Source organism: Caproicibacterium sp. BJN0003, assembly GCF_026314295.1.
GTDB lineage: Bacteria > Bacillota > Clostridia > Oscillospirales > Acutalibacteraceae > Caproicibacterium.
This window is the reverse complement of sequence record NZ_CP111108.1, coordinates 1,583,498-1,600,401: the sequence shown is the minus strand read 5'-3', so window position 1 is coordinate 1,600,401 and position 16,904 is coordinate 1,583,498. Positions and strand designations below refer to the sequence as shown.

The following is a 16,904-nucleotide window of genomic DNA, read 5'->3' as shown; positions in this document are numbered from 1 at the left end:
AAGGGAAGAAGAGGTGTTTATATGACAAGTCAACAGATTATAGCGATTGTAATTTTTTTGGTGACAATGGTTACTGTCATGACAGAAAAAGTTCATCGTGCTGTAGCCGCAATGGCTGGTGCGGTTCTGATGATTTTGTTTCATATTCTGGATTTAAGTGATTGTGTTTCTCATGTAGACGTAAATACGCTTGGCGTATTAGTCGGAATGATGATTTTTGTGGCTGTGGTTAAACAATCCGGTATTTTTGAGTATGTGGCAATTAAATCAGCGAAGCTTGCAAAAGGAAAGCCATGGCGAATTATGGTATCGTTTGTTCTGATAACGGTAATCCTTTCCGCATTTTTGGATAACGTCACAACGGTCCTTTTGGTAGGGCCAATGACTTTGGCAATTACTGGTATTCTAAAAATCAACCCAATCCCATATATGATTTCAGAAATCCTGGCTTCTAATATGGGTGGTACTGCCACCCTGATCGGTGATCCGCCAAATATTATGATTGGCAGTGCCGCTAAGCTTGGATTTTTAGATTTTCTGTTCAATACAGGAACCCCGGTTGTTATTATTCTTGCGTTAACGCTGCTATGTTTTCGGTTCCTCTATGTAAAAGAGATGCAGGTCGACCAGGAAGCAATGGATAAGGTAATGAGTTTGGACGAAAATGTGGCAATTCACGATAAGACATTGATGATTAAGAGCCTTGTTGTGATGGCTTTGGTTGTTCTTGGATTTATTCTCCATAGTCAGACGGGAATTCAATCTGGAGTCGTTGCACTGACGGGCGCTGTTATCATTTTACTGATTGGAAAACAGGATGCAGAAGAAATCATTCTGAGTGTGGAATGGCCAACAATTCTGTTTTTTATCGGATTGTTTGTAGTGGTCGGCGGTTTACAAGAGGTCGGCGTTATTAACATGTTGGCTCAGACAATGATCAATGCAACGCAAGGAAATATGGTGATGAGCTTGCTGATTGTTCTTTGGGCTTCTGCGTTTATTTCAGCATTTTTGGATAATATTCCATTTGTTGCAACGATGATTCCACTGATTTTAACGATGGGACAAAGCGGCATAAATATTACACCATTGTGGTGGGCACTTTCTCTTGGAGCATGCCTCGGCGGCAATGGTACATTGATTGGCGCTTCTGCAAACGTGGTGCTTTCGAGCATTAGTACGAAAAATGGTTATCCGATTACTTTTAAAAGCTTTACAAAAATAGGCTTCCCGATTATGCTGATGTCGGTTGCAATCAGCACGGTCTGGCTGCTGTTGCGGTTTGCTTAAAAAAGCGAGCCATAAAGGAAAGGAGTAGTTCAAATTATGAACTGCAATTCGATCAATGGAGATGTTATCGACTTAACGCTGCGGCTGATGGGTGCGACTCAAATCCGGGAGTTTCCTAGCTTTATGCATATTGTGGATTTCAATTTGGGAGACGGTGTGTTGGTAACGTATGTCTTCAATATTACACGAGAGGATAAATATTTTTTGCAGCGGGTGAGACCTTATGCAATTTCTCACGGAAAATTTGCGAATGTACAGGAAATTATTGCATTCATTAAGGATGATATTGAAAAATTTCGAAATGCAAAAAAGAGCCACAATTTTCCTGAATTTCTCGAAATTTTTGAAAAAGAGCATCAATTTTTAGAGAATATGGAAGATCTGTTTTTGACACATAATATTGATAAGGCAATGTTGGAAGAGATTAAAGATGATATGCAGCTTGTCATGAAGAAAGTGCAAAAGGTGGAGGCACCGGAACTTCCGGAATTGCAGCAGACGCATCCGCATGTGGACATTGAAAAGTAATCATGTTATAGTTTGTTATTTATGAAAGACAAGAGAAAAGTATAATTTAGAGTGCCCTTGAAAAATCTTCTTCTGGACATGACAGCCAATTTTAGAATGGGAAAAAATTAAAAAGAATATTTGAAATGGGATGTGATAAAAATGAATGAAGAACAATTTTCAAGGACGAAATTGTTGATTGGTCAGTCAGCAATCGAAAAGCTCCATCAATCTTCGGTGATTATTTTTGGCGTCGGTGGGGTTGGAGGTTATGCAGCGGAAGCCCTTTGCCGTAGTGGAGTTGGTTCACTGACTTTGGTAGACCCGGATACTGTCAGCGTTTCGAATCTAAACCGCCAAATTGTAGCAACTTATCAGACACTGAATCAGCTGAAAGCCGAAATGATGGCAGAGCGCCTTCTTTCTATCAATCCACAAGCTTCTGTCTTTTCGATTCCTAAATTTTATCAGGCAGAGAATGCGGACAAATTTGGGCTGGATTCCTATGATTATGTCATCGACTGTATTGATACGGTATCCAGTAAGCTATTGTTGGTGCAAAATGCTAAAAAGGCAGGTACGCCGATTATTAGTTCTATGGGTGCAGGGAATAAATTGGACCCTACCGCATTTCGAGTGGGAGATATCTACGAGACAAAGGTATGTCCGCTTGCAAGAGTGATGCGCCGAGAGTTAAGAAAGAGAGGGATTGCTTCTTTAAAAGTCGTCTACAGCACAGAGCCGCCAAGAACACCCTTGCAAAGTGAAGAACCAGCGGCTCCGGGGAAGCGGCAAACACCAGGCAGTATGCCGTTTGTTCCTTCTACAGCAGGGCTGGTTTTAGCGGGTGCAGTTGTGCAGGATCTGACACAGGCGTGGTAGATATTGTATTAATAATTTTATATTAGCAAATATGATATAATTATTTTAAATCTTATAGAGAAATATTTTATCAGTTTCTGTTTTATAATTCTAATTTAGAATATTAATTCTCTAAGTTTGTACTATCATTTTACAAGGGCTTTGTTATAAAAAGTTTATATAAAGGTTAAAAATAAAGTATTTGTATTAACTAAATAAAAATGATTGGATGGAACAGAATGGGATTACAAAATGTCATGATGCTCCTGTGCGGACTTGGACTCTTCCTTTATGGTATGAATCTGATGGGTGAAGGACTGGAACTTGCCGCCGGGTCAAAGCTCAAAAACATGATCGAGCGCCTGACTACAAATCGCTATGTTGGTGCATTGGTAGGATTAGCGGTTACGGCTGTTATTCAGAGTTCCTCGGCAACTACCGTAATGGTGGTCGGTTTTGTTAATGCTGGTGTAATGTCGCTTTCTCAGGCAGCCGGCGTCATTATGGGCGCTAATATCGGTACAACGGTTACGGGGCTTTTGATTGCAATTCGTCTGAACGACTTAGCACCAATTGCAATCTTTTTGGGCGTAATTGGCGTTCTATTTATTAAGAAGCACAATCGTAAACATATTGCGCAAATTATTTTAGGCTTTGGCATTTTGTTTTTCGGTATGACGAATATGAGTACAGCGATGGCTCCTCTGGCTCAGGATCAAGGCTTCTGTAATCTTCTTGCCAGCTTGAGGAATCCGCTGTTGGGCCTTTTGGTTGGTTTGGGCCTTACGGCAATTATTCAAAGCTCATCTGCTTCCATCGGTGTCTTGCAGGCATTGGCATCTTCTGGTGCCATCGGATTAGGTTCTGCAGTATATGTGATTTTTGGTCAGAATATTGGTACCTGTGCAACGGCTTTGTTGGCTTCTATTGGTACGACGAAAACCGCACGGCGTACAGCAATTGTACATTTACTTTTTAATGTAATTGGTGCTCTCGCTTTTACCATGATTTCTTATTTTACTCCTTTTGTGTCAGTAATTGAGGGGTTTGCGCCGGACAATCCGATGATGCAGATTTCGTTAGTGCATATTTGTTTTAATGTAACGACAACGGCAGTTTTACTTCCGCTTTCCAATCATCTTGTAAATCTTGCTTGCCGTCTGGTGCCGGGGGTAGACCAAAAGCTCCAAGCAAGACGGTTGCAGTATTTGGATGAGCGTATTTTAAATGCACCTCCGGTGGCAGTTAGCCAAGTGATCAAAGAAGTCATTCGTATGTCACAAATTGCACGCTCAAACTTTCTTTTGAGTATGGATATGATTTATAAACGCGATGCGGATCGTGTATCGGAGTTAGAGGAAAACGAATCCATTCTTAACTTTCTAAATAAAGGAATTACTGCTTATTTGGTAAAGATCAACGGATTAGAGCTGGAAGATCAAGATCGTGAAACGATTGGCGCGATGTATCATGTGGTAAATGACATCGAGAGAATTGGCGATTACAGTGAGAATATTTCAGAAGAAGCTCAAATTGTAGCAGATGGAAAAGCAACTATGAGTGATGCGGCAATAGCAGAACTCAAGCAGCTGCAAGAAAAAGTGTTGACGGTATTTGACTCTTCTATAGAACTTTTTGCAGATGGCGGTTCTAAACAGGATCTTGGATTTGTAGTCAATAAAACAGAAGAACAAGTGGACGAATTAACAGAATATCTTAAAATGAATCATATTGAACGTCTTAAGAGCGGAGAGTGTTCTCCTCAGTCTGGTTCAGTCTATAATGATTTGCTGATTAATCTGGAGAGAATTGCGGATCATGCTACCAATGTAGCATTTTCGGTGCATACCGGAAAACCTTTAGCAAAATTGCCGGAATTAGCTGTGACAGGAACTACAGCAGAATAACTTTATTACACATATAACAAAGAGGCAGGACGAAAAAATGATTCGTTCTGCCTCTTTCTCTTTTTATTTTATAAAATTCATGGTACAATAAAGCTAATTATTGATTTCATAAAAAGGGAGGCGGAAAATTGAAATTCTACTTTAGACGGGACAGTGGAGATAATGTGGCGTATTGCGTTTATGATGAGAGTGGGAAACCGGCTTTTTTGATTAAAACCAATGGGCAACAGTTGGGACTCAAATTGATTGTAGTGACTCCACACGAGGTACCAGTTGCCAGACTTCATATTCTGGGAATGAGAGAACTTTATCATTGTGGAATTTCAATAGAAGGACAGACTGGAATGCAGGTTGTTTTAAATCCGGTTTCCAGACAGCATCCGGTTCGTATCCGGGGCAGAGATTGGAGATTTCGTGGGAATCTTATTGATCGCAGCTTTGATTTTGTAGATTCCTATGGATCATTGATTATGACACATTCATCAGCTTACGGCGTTTCTGGAAATGATTATGTGCTTGTTGTGCCAGACGAGCGTCATGCATTGGAATCTGTTTGCATTGCTGCGGCAGTGGATTGTCAAGAACAGATTTTACAGCCTGCGCCGCTTCCCGTATAACTTTTTAAAAATTTTGCATGGATTTGTCTTATAACAGGGGGCTCTCAGTAAAATGAGAGCCCCCTGTATTTTAACGTCATTTATAGATTTACTGGTTTATCAATATTCAATACTTTTGATGGCTGGGATGTCTTTTAACAACTTAATAACGTCTTCGGCATTATAAGCGGCTGGATAACGAACTAGAAGCGCAATTTCCAACTTTTGCGGGGAGAGCCGCTTTGTCTGAAGACTGGTGATTTCGATGTGGTGCCTTTCGAAAATTTCCGAAAATAAAGTATGAATGTCTTCATCAGTCGAGACTTCAAGGACCAGCTTTTCAAAAATGGGTTCTTGAGAAATTCTTTTATTGTGAAGTAAAAACAACTGGACAGCTACAATTAAAATAGAAGCGGCAATACCTAGAAGGTACATGCCTGCGCCAAGTGCACAGCCGACACCGACGGTTGCCCATAACCCGGCGGCAGTGGTAACTCCGGTAACATTTTCTTTTCGAACAAAAATGACGCCGGCACCGAGAAATCCAATAGCGGTGACAACACCCGCTGTAATTCTGGATGGATCAAGCGAAATCCCTTTTTCGCCGATCAGGTCGGAAAATCCATATTTAGAAGTCAGAGTCATCAGGGCAGAAGCCATTGCCACAACGGCGTGAGTGCGCATCCCAACTGTTTTAGTATGATTGGAGGATTGATCATGGCCGATTATGCAGCCGCATAAAGCTGCCAAAAACAAACGCAGTAAATATTCTCCCTGAACGATCCAAAAATTTTCCTCCATCGTGGTGACCTCCTTTTCTATTTTTCTATATTATAACATGGTTTGAAAAAATTTGTACTAAGTAATCGAATCTTGACAGAGACCTGTTTTCCGCGTATAATACTTAATATTATTGAGGACAATATCAATTATATACAAAGACGAAGATGGGGAAAAAGGCAAAAGATTTTTATTTTCAGAAAGTCGGCGGATGATGCGAGCCGATATTGTGCTTTTGCGAATCAGTCACCCCGGAGTTGTCTCGCTGAATCAAGATTAAGCGAGACCGAGTGAAAAGCTTTCGCGTTAAGAAAGAGAGGGCTTTAAAAGCCGAATGCGGGTGGTACCGCGGATCTTTTGTTGCAGATTCGCCCCGGATACAGTTTTTCTGTATCCGGGGCTTTTATTTTTAAGGATTAATTTATAAAAAGTGGTTGGAGGAATAATCGATGAGCAGAGATATCGCAAAGTCTTATGATCCCGGAGAAGTGGAAGATCGAATTTACGACTTCTGGGAGAAGGGGAATTATTTTCATGCGGAACCTGATTCAAAGAAAGAGCCGTATACGATTGTGATTCCGCCACCAAATATTACGGGGCAGCTTCATATGGGTCATGCCATGGATGAGACGCTTCAAGATATTTTGATTCGCTGGCGTCGGATGCAGGGACGCTGTGCATTGTGGCTCCCTGGAACGGACCATGCCTCTATTGCAACCGAAGCAAAGATTGTGGAAGCGATGCGCAAAGAGGGGATTACAAAAGAAGAAATTGGACGGGAAGCATTTTTAGAGCGTGCATGGGCTTGGAAGGCGAAATTTGGAGGAAGAATTGTTGAGCAGCTCCGTAAATTAGGATCTTCCTGTGATTGGCAGCGTGAACGCTTTACATTGGACGAAGGCTGCAGTAAAGCGGTACGGGAAGTTTTTGTGCGCCTTTATGAAAAAGGCTTAATCTATCGCGGAGAACGGATTATTAACTGGTGTCCGCACTGCAAGACTTCTATTTCTGATGCAGAAGTGGAGTTCAGCGAAAAAGATGGGTCTTTCTGGCATGTTCGCTATCCATTTAAAGACGGCAGCGGCTATCTGGAGTTAGCGACAACTCGTCCGGAAACGATGTTGGGAGATACAGCAGTAGCGGTGCATCCAGAAGATGATCGTTATCGAGATTTGGTTGGCAAGACGCTGATTTTGCCGCTTGTCGGCAGAGAGATTCCTGTGATTGCGGACGAATATGTTGAGCGGGATTTTGGAACCGGTGTTGTGAAAATTACACCTGCCCATGATCCGAACGACTTTGAAGTTGGGCTGCGGCATCATCTTCCGGTGATCAATATTATGAATGATGATGGTTCCATCAATGAAAATGGTGGAAAATACTGCGGAATGAGCGGAATGGACGCTCGTAAGCAGATTGTCAAAGAACTTGATGAACAAGGATACCTTGTCAGCATTGAGCCGATCAAGCATAATGTAGGGACTTGTTATCGCTGCCATACTGCGATTGAGCCGCGGGTCAGTAAGCAGTGGTTTGTGAAGATGGAGCCTCTTGCAAAACCAGCCATTGAAGCGGTGCGCAGCCATGAAGTTCGTTTTATCCCGGAACGGATGGAAAAAGTTTATTATAACTGGATGGAAAACATCAAGGATTGGTGTATTTCCCGTCAGCTTTGGTGGGGACATCGGATTCCGGCATGGTATTGCGATGACTGCGGGGAAATTACTGTAGCTCGTGAAGCACCGAGTGTTTGTTCCAAATGTGGCAGTAAGCATCTGCATCAGGATGAGGATACGCTCGACACATGGTTTAGTTCTGCTCTATGGCCGTTCAGTACACTTGGATGGCCGGATCAGACAGAAGATCTTAAATATTTTTATCCGACCAATACATTGGTGACCGGCTATGATATCATTTTCTTCTGGGTTGCAAGAATGATTTTCTCCGGAATTGAGCACATGGGAGAAGTACCATTTAAAACTGTCTTTTTCCATGGATTGGTTCGAGATTCGCAGGGCCGTAAGATGAGTAAGTCTCTTGGAAATGGAATTGACCCTCTGGAAGTGATCCAGAAATACGGTGCTGATGCTTTGCGCTTTACACTGGTAACAGGAATCAGTCCCGGAAATGATACCCGTTTTTCAGCTGAGCGCGTAGAAGCAAGCCGGAATTTTGCAAATAAGATCTGGAATGCTGCCCGTTTTACCCTGATGAATATTGATGGGCATGAAGTGCAAAATTGCCTTCCGGAAACGCTGACCATAGAAGACAAGTGGATTCTGAATTCCTTTAATCAGCTGTGCCTCGAAGTGAATGATAATCTGGAAAAGTTTGAGTTGGGCATTGCAGCACAGAAACTTCACGATTTTATCTGGGATCAGTTCTGTGATTGGTATGTGGAAATTTCTAAAATTCGCTTGCAGGGAGACGATAAAAAAGCAGCACAGAATGTGCGTCAGGTGCTCTGCTGGGTGCTGACCAAAACCTTAGCACTTCTTCATCCGTTCATGCCGTATCTGACAGAGGAAATCTGGCAGAGTTTGCCGCATGAGGGAGAAGCTCTTGTTGTTGCAGAATATCCGCAGTATGACAAGAACCTTTCATTCCCGACGGAGGCTGCACAGATGGAGATCGTCATGGATGCCGTGCGTGCCATTCGTAATCGCCGCAGTGAGATGAATGTTCCGCCGAGCAGAAAGGCAAAGCTTTATATTGCAACAGCACAGAGGGCAGAATTTGAAGCGGGGACCAAAGTGTTTGAACGCCTTGCTTCTGCAAGTTCCATCGAGGTTTCAGATTCATTTGATCTTTCAGGAGCAGTTACGATTGTTACCAGCCATGCGAAAATTTATATCGAAATGGACGAACTGGTGGATCGTAAGGCTGAGATTAGCCGTTTGAAAAAAGAACTGGAAACCGTTACGAAAGGCTATAACAGCGCGCAAGCGAAGCTTAATAATGAGAAATTTATGCAGAAAGCGCCACAGAATGTAATTGATGGTGTGCGTGACAATATGGAAAAATTAGAAAAACGTATGACGCTGATTCAGTCCGGTCTTTCTGCGTTGGAGTAATGTAAAGGGAGGAGAGGTTTTCGATGACCTACGAACAGGCGATTGAGCAGATTGATTCTTTGCCGCGCTTTGGGTTAACGCCGGGCCTCGATCATATGCGGATTTTGCTGTCGCGAATTGGAAATCCGCAGAATGCGCTGCAGTTTATTCATGTGGCTGGGACGAATGGAAAGGGCTCAACTTGTGCGATGATCGCTTCTGTTTTGCGTAAATCGCACTATCGGGTCGGCTTGTTTATTTCTCCTCATATCAGTGATTTTGGTGAGCGAATTCAGGTAAATGGGGGCATGATTCCGCATCGAAATTTAATACAGTTAACGGAAAACCTCATGACGATTGTAAGACAGCTTGCTGATGAAGGAATCATTATCACGGAATTTGAGATGATTACCGCGATGGGACTTTGGTGGTTTCAGCAGCAAAAATGTGAGATCGTTGTTTTAGAAGTTGGTCTTGGCGGACGTCTTGACGCGACAAATGTAATTGAAAAGCCACTTTGTTCCGTGATTACACACCTTGCTTTGGATCATACTTCGATTCTTGGAGATACCATTGGCCAGATTGCCTATGAGAAATGCGGGATTATCAAAGAAGGCGGTGTAACGGTCTGCTACCCAGAACAGGAACCTCAGGCAATGGAGGTTATCCGAAAGATTGCCGAGGAGCGTCATAACCGTCTGATCGTTGCAGATCCTTCTGAGATTCAACTCCTTTCAGAGGAATTGTCCGGTACGGCTCTTGGGTATCATGGCATAATGATTCATCTTCCGCTTTTAGGAGATCATCAGATTCATAATGCATGTACGGTACTAACGGTGCTCCGTTATCTAAAAGAAGACCTTCAGATGCATATTAGTGAGCATAGTTTAACTGCTGGATTTTTATCAGTATCCATGCCTGCGCGGTTTGAAATTCTTCGGGAAAGGCCGCTTTGTATTTTGGATGGCGGTCATAATCCGGATGGTATGCGGTCCCTTGCGAGAGCACTCAAAAAATATCTGCCCGGAAAACGATTAGTCGCTGTAACGGGAATGATGAAGGATAAAGATGTGCTTCATGCGATTGAAACATGCAAAGATGTTTTTAGCGAAGTAATCACACTTCCAGTGGAAAGTCCGCGGTCTATGTCGGCGGAGGAGCTTGCGGAATGCTGGCGAAAGATCGGTGTTTCAGCTCAGGTGGGGGAGTATCCAGAACAGGCGATTGCCATGGCAGTGGATATGGCAGGAAAGGATGGCGCTACGGTTATCTGTGGGTCTCTGTATCTTGCGGGAGAACTGCGCCGCACGGCAATTGACCTTCTAAGACTGCTGTAAAGTTCAAGAAAATATTTATATAAAAAGGCCATGAGCCGGTACCAAACGAGGGAAATACCAACTCATAGCCTTTTTTATTTTATGATTCTGAATTTTTACTTATGTTAAAACTTTATTAGTCTTGGAAAAGCGGTGTTGAAAGATAACGATCTCCGGTATCAGGCAAAAGAGCAACGATGGTTTTGCCTTCATTTTCGGGACGCTGAGCCAGTTCCAGTGCAGCAGATACGGCAGCACCAGAAGAAATACCAACGAGAAGACCCTCTTTTTTGGCAAGTTCTTTGCCAATGATGAAGGCGTCTTCGTTTTCGACCGCTATAATTTCATTATAGATTTTAGTATCCAGAGTATCGGGGACAAATCCGGCACCGATTCCCTGAATCTTGTGCGGACCGCCGTGACCTTTACTCAAAACCGGGCTGGAAGCCGGCTCGACTGCAATTACCTGTACATTCGGATTCTGCTCTTTCAGGTATTTTCCGGTTCCAGAAAGAGTTCCGCCGGTACCGACGCCTGCGATAAAGAAATCCACTTTTCCATCGGTGTCTGCCCAGATTTCGGGACCCGTTGTTTCGTAATGTGCAGCAGGGTTAGACGGGTTTACAAATTGCCCCGGAATATAGGCGTTTGGAATTGTTTTTGCAAGCTCATCTGCTTTTGCAATCGCGCCCTTCATTCCGGCAGCACCATCGGTTAGTACAAGTTCTGCACCGTAAGCCTTTAAAAGGCTGCGGCGCTCTACACTCATGGTTTCCGGCATCGTCAAAACGATTCGGTATCCACGTGCAGCTGCAACGCTGGCAAGGCCAATTCCGGTGTTACCGCTGGTGGGCTCAATAATGACAGAGTCAGCGTTGAGCTTTCCAGAGTCTTCTGCATCTTTGATCATGCGCAGTGCGATACGGTCTTTTACACTTCCTGCGGGATTTAAATATTCCAGTTTTGCAAGGATGTGTGCCTTTAGGTGATGGACTTTTTCAAAATTGGTTAATTCCAAAAGCGGTGTTTTTCCAACCAGCTCGGTTAGACTTTTATAAATTTTTGCCATTGTAATCCCTCCAACATATTATTCATATATGATTAGTATGTATTAATAATATCACATTTTTTGGAATTGTCAATAGTTTTTTTGAAATAACCAGTAAATTTAAAAGGAGAAGGGTGAGAAACGTAAAGCAGTCATGAATTCTGATGGATATTGCTTGTTCACGCTTTTGAAACATGATATAATAAATTGTTATAAAGAAAGAGTACATTTTAATCATAATTGGATATTAAGGATCGATGGTGTGTTCTTAAAAATTTACAGCACCGATTTTTGGCTAAAATAGGTGCTTTTTATAATTTCGGAATGGTGAGAGAGGTTTTTAGGATGGATAGTTTCTGGGTTGCACTGAATGCAGTAATGCCGTTTTTGCTGTATATTGCTTTTGGATATGGAGTTCAGCATACAAAATTGGTGGATGAAGAATTTTTAAACCGACTCAATACGATGGTTTTTAAATGTTTTTTCCCAATTTTAATGTTTTATAATGTTTACAAAACCAAAGCAGGATTTCAGCTTGATACAAAATTAGTCCTTTATGCGATGCTTAGCTTATTAATCGTTGTGCTGCTGCTCATTTTGATTGTACCACGGCTGGTGAAAGAGAATCCGGTACGCGGCGTTGTGATCCAGGCAATTTACCGCAGTAATTTTGTGCTGTTTGGTGTGGCATTGACGGTTTCTGTTTATGGAGAAGACCAAGCATCTTTAGCGGCTATTTTAGTTTCGATTGTTGTCCCTGCTTATAATATTATTGCTGTGATTGTTTTGGAAATGTTTCGCGGAAGAAAACCCAAACCAAAACAGTTAATTAAGAATATTGTTACAAATCCGCTGATTTTGGGTGCTTTATGTGGACTGGCTTTTTATCTTTTGGGGATTCATCTGCCGGATTCTCTCGAAAAAACAGTTGCACAATTTTCTAATTTGACAACCCCGATGGCATTATTCACATTGGGAGGTACGCTGCATTTCTCCGATATGGCTCGTAATGCGAAAGTGCTGACGCTTGGACTTCTCACAAAACTGATTTTGATTCCGGCAGTCATTCTCGGAATTGCTGCTGCAATCGGTTTTCGAGGACCGGAGCTTTTCCAGTTACTTGTTATGTATGGTGCACCGGTTGCAACGGCATCCTATGCAATGGCACAAAACATGGGCGGAGATGGAAAACTGGCAGGGCAATTTGTAGTGATTAGTACAGTGGCCTCGGTTGTTACAATTTTCTTCTGGATCTTTTTACTTAGAAACATTCAACTTATTTAAACTAAGATCAAGAATACAAGAAAGAAAAATAATATGAAACAGAAATGGCTGACTAAAGGGACGATAGCGGTGCTTTTAATGGCATTTTTGACGGGATGCTCCGAACAGGCTTCCCCATCAAATAGTGCGGCAATTTCGTCCTCTTCTACGACGCCATCGCAAGAAATTTCTTCTGCAGAATCGATTGCTCCAGACGTAAATTCAGAATCGGAAACAGTAACACCGGAATTTAAGGCGAAGAAAAGGCTCTCTCAGATGACCTTGGAGCAAAAGGTCGGACAGTTGTTTTTCCTTTGTTATCGCAAAGATGCTGACGGAAATAATCTGTTAAAGCTCGATGAAGCTTCACAAAAGCAAATTCAGCACATTCAGCCGGGAGGAATTATACTCTTTGAAGAGAATATTAGTACAGTAGAGGGAGTACGCAGCTATATTCAAACGGCAGAAAGTCAAGAAACGCTGCCTCCATTTATTTCGATTGATCAAGAAGGCGGCTTTATTCAGAGAATCAAAAATACGGATTCTATTCCGGCGACAAATGTGCCGCCAATGATGGAAGTGGGCAATACCGGCGATACAGCTTTGGCAAGAAAGATCGGCAATGTTTTAGGAAGTGAACTTTCTGTATTTGGATTTAATTTGGATTTTGCGCCGGATTGTGATGTCTTTTCCAATCCCCATAATACCGTGATTGGCAACCGCTCTTTTTCCAGTGATCCAAATGTGGTTGCATCTATGTCAATCGCAGTCAGCAACGGATTACGGGATACCGGAATGATTCCGGTGATAAAGCATTTTCCGGGGCATGGGGATACCGATGCGGATACACATGTAGGATATGCAGTTTCGAATAAAACGAAGGCAGAGCTGGAGCAAACAGAGTTGGTACCTTTTAGAGAGCAGATTCGGTCTGGTGCGGAGATGATTATGGTGGCGCATATCAGCCTGCCGCAGATCAATGGAGATAATACACCGGCGACACTTTCTCAATCGGTTGTTACAGGAATTTTAAGGGATGAGCTTGGATTCCATGGAGTTGCAGTTACTGATGCAATGGATATGGGAGCAATCACCGAGAATTACACTTCGGCACAAGCGGCTACGATGGCACTAAATGCCGGAATGGATATGATTCTGATGCCGAAAAATCCAGAGGAAGCCTATCAAGCGATTTTAAAAGCTGTGCAGAATGGCACAATTTCACAAGAACGCCTTGATACTTCCGTGCTGAGAATTTTGACACTAAAATACAAATATGATTTGTTTGATCATAAAAAGCTTTCCGACCCAAGTGTTCTTGGCTGTGAAGAGCATCAAAAAATTGTTCAGCAGGTGACAGGTGGATAAAAGGAATTAAAATCTGTTGTTTGTTCTAAAAAAAGAGATTCAGTGCAAGCTGGATCTCTTTTTATAACGGGATAACGTCTATATTTTTGATTTTTTTAGGGAAATAGGGTATAATTTTAAGCAATATCAGCGATGACTGGAGGATTTTAAAATGCAGAAAATTCCAATTGTAATTGTCGGAGGGGGAGCTTCCGGCCTTTTCTGCGCAGTACAAATTGCAGAGAAACTTGGCGGAAAAAATATTGTAATTTTGGAAGCTGGAAAACGGGTTGGCACAAAGTTGCTTGCTACCGGAAATGGACACTGCAATCTTACTAATCTTCGGGCGTCGCAGGAACATTATCATGGAGATGTCAAAAAAGCAGAAGTGCTTTTGCAGAAATATTCTCCCGAAGTCGTTATTGAATCGTTTCGAAAAATGGGGCTTCTTTGTAGAGAAGAGGGAGAAGGGCGTGTTTATCCCTACAGCATGCAGGCTTCTTCCGTTTTGAATCTTCTGCGTGCCCGCCTTGAGTTACTGGGAGTACATGAATGCTGTGAATTTGAAGTGGTTGAAATTCAAAAAGACGCTGATGGGTTTCTTCTCAGTTCGAAAAGTAACGAAAAAATCAGAGCTCAAACCTGTATTTTAGCGACTGGGGGAAAAAGCAGCGCAAAATTTTCTTCCGGATATGATCTGCTGCGGCAGCTTGGCCATACGATTGGCAGCTTGAAACCAGGACTTTGCCCCATTTTTGTTTGTGAACAGCAGAAAATTCGTACACTAAAAGGGATAAGAGCTCGGGGAATGGTGACTCTGCTTCGCAAAGGAAAAGTGATCGCCTGTACGATGGGGGAAATTCAATTTACTGCGCAAGGACTTTCCGGAATCTGTATTTTTGATCTTTCCGGGAAAGCTTTGCCGGGGGATCTTATTTCGTTGGATCTAGCACCGGAATATGATGTAAAGGCTTTAAAATCATTAGCACAAGCGTGTGATGGTTCTTTGCAGGGCGTTTTACCCAAGGCATTGGCTGCCTGTTGTACGCCCGAAGACTGTAAACATTTGCAGTTTACAGTACAAAAGACAGCACCGTTTCAGAATGCACAGATTACAGTCGGCGGGGTTCCACTAGATGAAATTGATGAATCCTGTGAGTCACGTAAAGTTCGGAACCTCTGGATTTTGGGAGAGCTTTTAAATCTAAATGGAGACTGTGGTGGCTTTAATCTGCATTGGGCATGGATTACTGCGATGGCGGCAGCCGAAAAAATCAGCAAGGAGGGAATCAAATGAGATATCGAATTTCATCACTGTCGCTGCCTCTTTCTTATCGGCAGGAGGATCTTTTTAAGTTAGCAGCGCGCAGTTTGCAGATCCCTCCTAAAGAAATTCATCATTTGGAACTCACCAAAAAATCAGTAGATGCACGCCATAAAAATCAGATTCATTTTATTTGTACGGTAGAAGTGGAAGTTGATCGTAAAGTTCCTGGAATTTCCCGCAATTCAAAGATAACGGAGGCAGTTCCTTATCGTTATGTTTTGCCTGAAAGTAAACCGCTTGTTACGCGTCCAGTAATTGCTGGCTTTGGTCCTGCGGGACTATTTGCTGCCCTGATTTTAGCAAAGTCGGAACAACGTCCCATTGTTTTGGAACGCGGAGCTCCGGTAGAAGAACGGCAGAAATCAGTACAGGATTTTTGGAAGACCGGTGTGCTGAATCCAGAAAGCAATGTTCAATTTGGAGAAGGCGGAGCAGGAACTTTTTCCGATGGAAAACTGAATACTGGAACGAAAGATATTCGGATTCGTTATGTTTTGGAACAATTTGTTTCGGCAGGAGCGCCGGAGTGTATTTTATGGGAGGCAAAACCGCATATTGGGACGGACTTGCTGCCCAAAACCATTCAAACTTTGCGAAATCAAATCCTGTCTTTAGGCGGAGAAGTGCATTTCCATAGTAGAGTGGATGGATTTTTGCGCAATTCTGACGGGTCTTTAAAGGGAATACGAGTTCATTCTTTGAGTGGATCTTCTGAAATTCCGTGTGAACAGCTGATTTTAGCAGTTGGGCACAGTGCACGGGATACCTTTTCGATGCTTTTGAAGGAAGGCGCTCTTCTGGAACCAAAACCGTTTGCGGTTGGTGCGAGAATTGAACACTTGCAGCAAAAAATTAATGAGAGCCAATATGGTACTTTTTTCAAAGAACCAGCTTTGGGGGCAGCTGATTATCGCATGGCGGTCCATTTGGAGAATGGACGCGGCGTTTTTACCTTTTGTATGTGTCCCGGTGGCACAGTTGTTGCAGCTGCCAGTGAAGAGGGAAGAGTCGTTACAAATGGAATGAGTGCCTTTGCGAGAGATGGTAAGAATGCGAATTCAGCGCTTTTGGTTGGAATTACACCGCAGGATTTTGGAAGCGATCATCCGCTTTCCGGCATTGAATTTCAGCGAAAATTAGAAAGTGCGGCGTTTTTAGCAGGAGGTGGTGCTTATTTGGCGCCGTGTCAGCGTGTAGGGGACTTTTTAAATGGCAGAAAGACAGATTCTTTTGGAACCGTCGAACCAACTTATCCAAGAGGAGTCCAGCCGGCAAATTTACAGGAATGCCTTCCAAAATTTCTCTGTGAGGCAATGGGAGAAGGAATCCTTAGAATGGATCGGAAACTGCATGGATTTTCCGATCCGGATGCTTTGCTAACGGCAGTAGAATCTCGTTCTTCTTCGCCAGTTCGGATTGTGCGTGGAGAAAATTATGAATCTGTTTCGATTCCGGGGCTTTATCCATGCGGAGAAGGCGCCGGATATGCAGGTGGAATTGTTTCTGCAGCAGTTGATGGGATTCGCTGTGCAGAAAAAATTCTTCAAAAAACAATGGACTAAAAAAGCAGAGGACTAAAAAGTCCTCTGCTTTTTTATATGGGTAGCAC

The 16,904-nt window shown here is 42.8% G+C and carries 13 protein-coding genes and 1 other annotated feature; of the genes, 11 read left to right on the top strand and 2 right to left on the bottom strand.

Annotation, left to right across the window (positions count from 1 at the left end; genetic code table 11):
• Positions 1-21 precede the first annotated feature (21 nt).
• The 5 genes from OP489_RS07870 to OP489_RS07850 all read left to right on the top strand — a co-directional run bounded on the left by OP489_RS07870 (position 22) and on the right by OP489_RS07850 (position 5,182).
• On the top strand, positions 22-1,290 hold the full coding sequence (locus OP489_RS07870) for an ArsB/NhaD family transporter (RefSeq protein ID WP_266161414.1): 1,269 nt from the start codon (positions 22-24) through the stop codon (positions 1,288-1,290).
• A 36-nt stretch (positions 1,291-1,326) separates the two neighbouring features.
• Entirely contained in the window at positions 1,327-1,818 is a 492-nt protein-coding gene (locus OP489_RS07865; protein ID WP_266161413.1) for a hypothetical protein, read from the top strand.
• 141 nt (positions 1,819-1,959) lie between these two features.
• The gene (locus tag OP489_RS07860; protein WP_266161412.1) at positions 1,960-2,679 is read left to right on the top strand and encodes a tRNA threonylcarbamoyladenosine dehydratase; all 720 of its coding nucleotides are present in this window, start codon (positions 1,960-1,962) and stop codon (positions 2,677-2,679) included.
• Positions 2,680-2,897: 218 nt separating this feature from the next.
• Entirely contained in the window at positions 2,898-4,565 is a 1,668-nt protein-coding gene (locus OP489_RS07855; RefSeq protein ID WP_266161411.1) for a Na/Pi cotransporter family protein, read from the top strand.
• Between the two features lie 128 nt (positions 4,566-4,693).
• Positions 4,694-5,182, top strand: a complete 489-nt coding sequence (locus tag OP489_RS07850; protein WP_266161410.1) for a hypothetical protein — start codon at positions 4,694-4,696, stop codon at positions 5,180-5,182.
• Between the two features lie 99 nt (positions 5,183-5,281).
• On the opposite strand, the gene OP489_RS07845 is transcribed toward OP489_RS07850, so the two are convergent.
• Positions 5,282-5,962, bottom strand: a complete 681-nt coding sequence (locus tag OP489_RS07845) for an MgtC/SapB family protein (RefSeq protein ID WP_266161408.1) — start codon at positions 5,960-5,962, stop codon at positions 5,282-5,284.
• Between the two features lie 134 nt (positions 5,963-6,096).
• Positions 6,097-6,320, top strand: a binding site (T-box leader).
• 70 nt (positions 6,321-6,390) lie between these two features.
• On the opposite strand from OP489_RS07845, the gene OP489_RS07840 reads away from it, so the two are divergent.
• Together OP489_RS07840 and OP489_RS07835 are read left to right on the top strand one after the other, a co-directional pair.
• A complete protein-coding gene (locus OP489_RS07840) occupies positions 6,391-9,015 on the top strand; it encodes a valine--tRNA ligase (protein ID WP_266161406.1) in 2,625 nt (874 codons plus the stop codon).
• A gap of 23 nt (positions 9,016-9,038) precedes the next feature.
• Complete coding sequence (locus tag OP489_RS07835) at positions 9,039-10,331, top strand: bifunctional folylpolyglutamate synthase/dihydrofolate synthase (RefSeq protein ID WP_266161405.1); 1,293 nt, start codon at positions 9,039-9,041, stop codon at positions 10,329-10,331.
• Between the two features lie 115 nt (positions 10,332-10,446).
• Here the strand turns inward: OP489_RS07835 and cysK are convergent, their stop codons facing one another.
• A complete protein-coding gene (gene cysK / locus OP489_RS07830; RefSeq protein WP_266161404.1) occupies positions 10,447-11,379 on the bottom strand; it encodes a cysteine synthase A in 933 nt (310 codons plus the stop codon).
• Positions 11,380-11,703: 324 nt separating this feature from the next.
• Here cysK and OP489_RS07825 point away from each other — a divergent pair, with 324 nt between their 5' ends.
• From OP489_RS07825 to OP489_RS07810, 4 genes are all read left to right on the top strand, one after another.
• Complete coding sequence (locus OP489_RS07825; protein WP_266161403.1) at positions 11,704-12,642, top strand: AEC family transporter; 939 nt, start codon at positions 11,704-11,706, stop codon at positions 12,640-12,642.
• A gap of 33 nt (positions 12,643-12,675) precedes the next feature.
• Positions 12,676-13,989: a beta-N-acetylhexosaminidase gene (gene nagZ / locus OP489_RS07820; RefSeq protein WP_266161402.1), complete on the top strand. Its 1,314-nt coding sequence runs from the start codon at positions 12,676-12,678 to the stop codon at positions 13,987-13,989.
• A 151-nt stretch (positions 13,990-14,140) separates the two neighbouring features.
• The gene (locus OP489_RS07815) at positions 14,141-15,265 is read left to right on the top strand and encodes an aminoacetone oxidase family FAD-binding enzyme (RefSeq protein WP_266161401.1); all 1,125 of its coding nucleotides are present in this window, start codon (positions 14,141-14,143) and stop codon (positions 15,263-15,265) included.
• Positions 15,262-16,857, top strand: a complete 1,596-nt coding sequence (locus OP489_RS07810) for an NAD(P)/FAD-dependent oxidoreductase (RefSeq protein ID WP_266161400.1) — start codon at positions 15,262-15,264, stop codon at positions 16,855-16,857. Before OP489_RS07815 ends, OP489_RS07810 begins: the two co-directional genes overlap by 4 nt.
• The last annotated feature ends 47 nt before the right edge of the window (positions 16,858-16,904 follow it).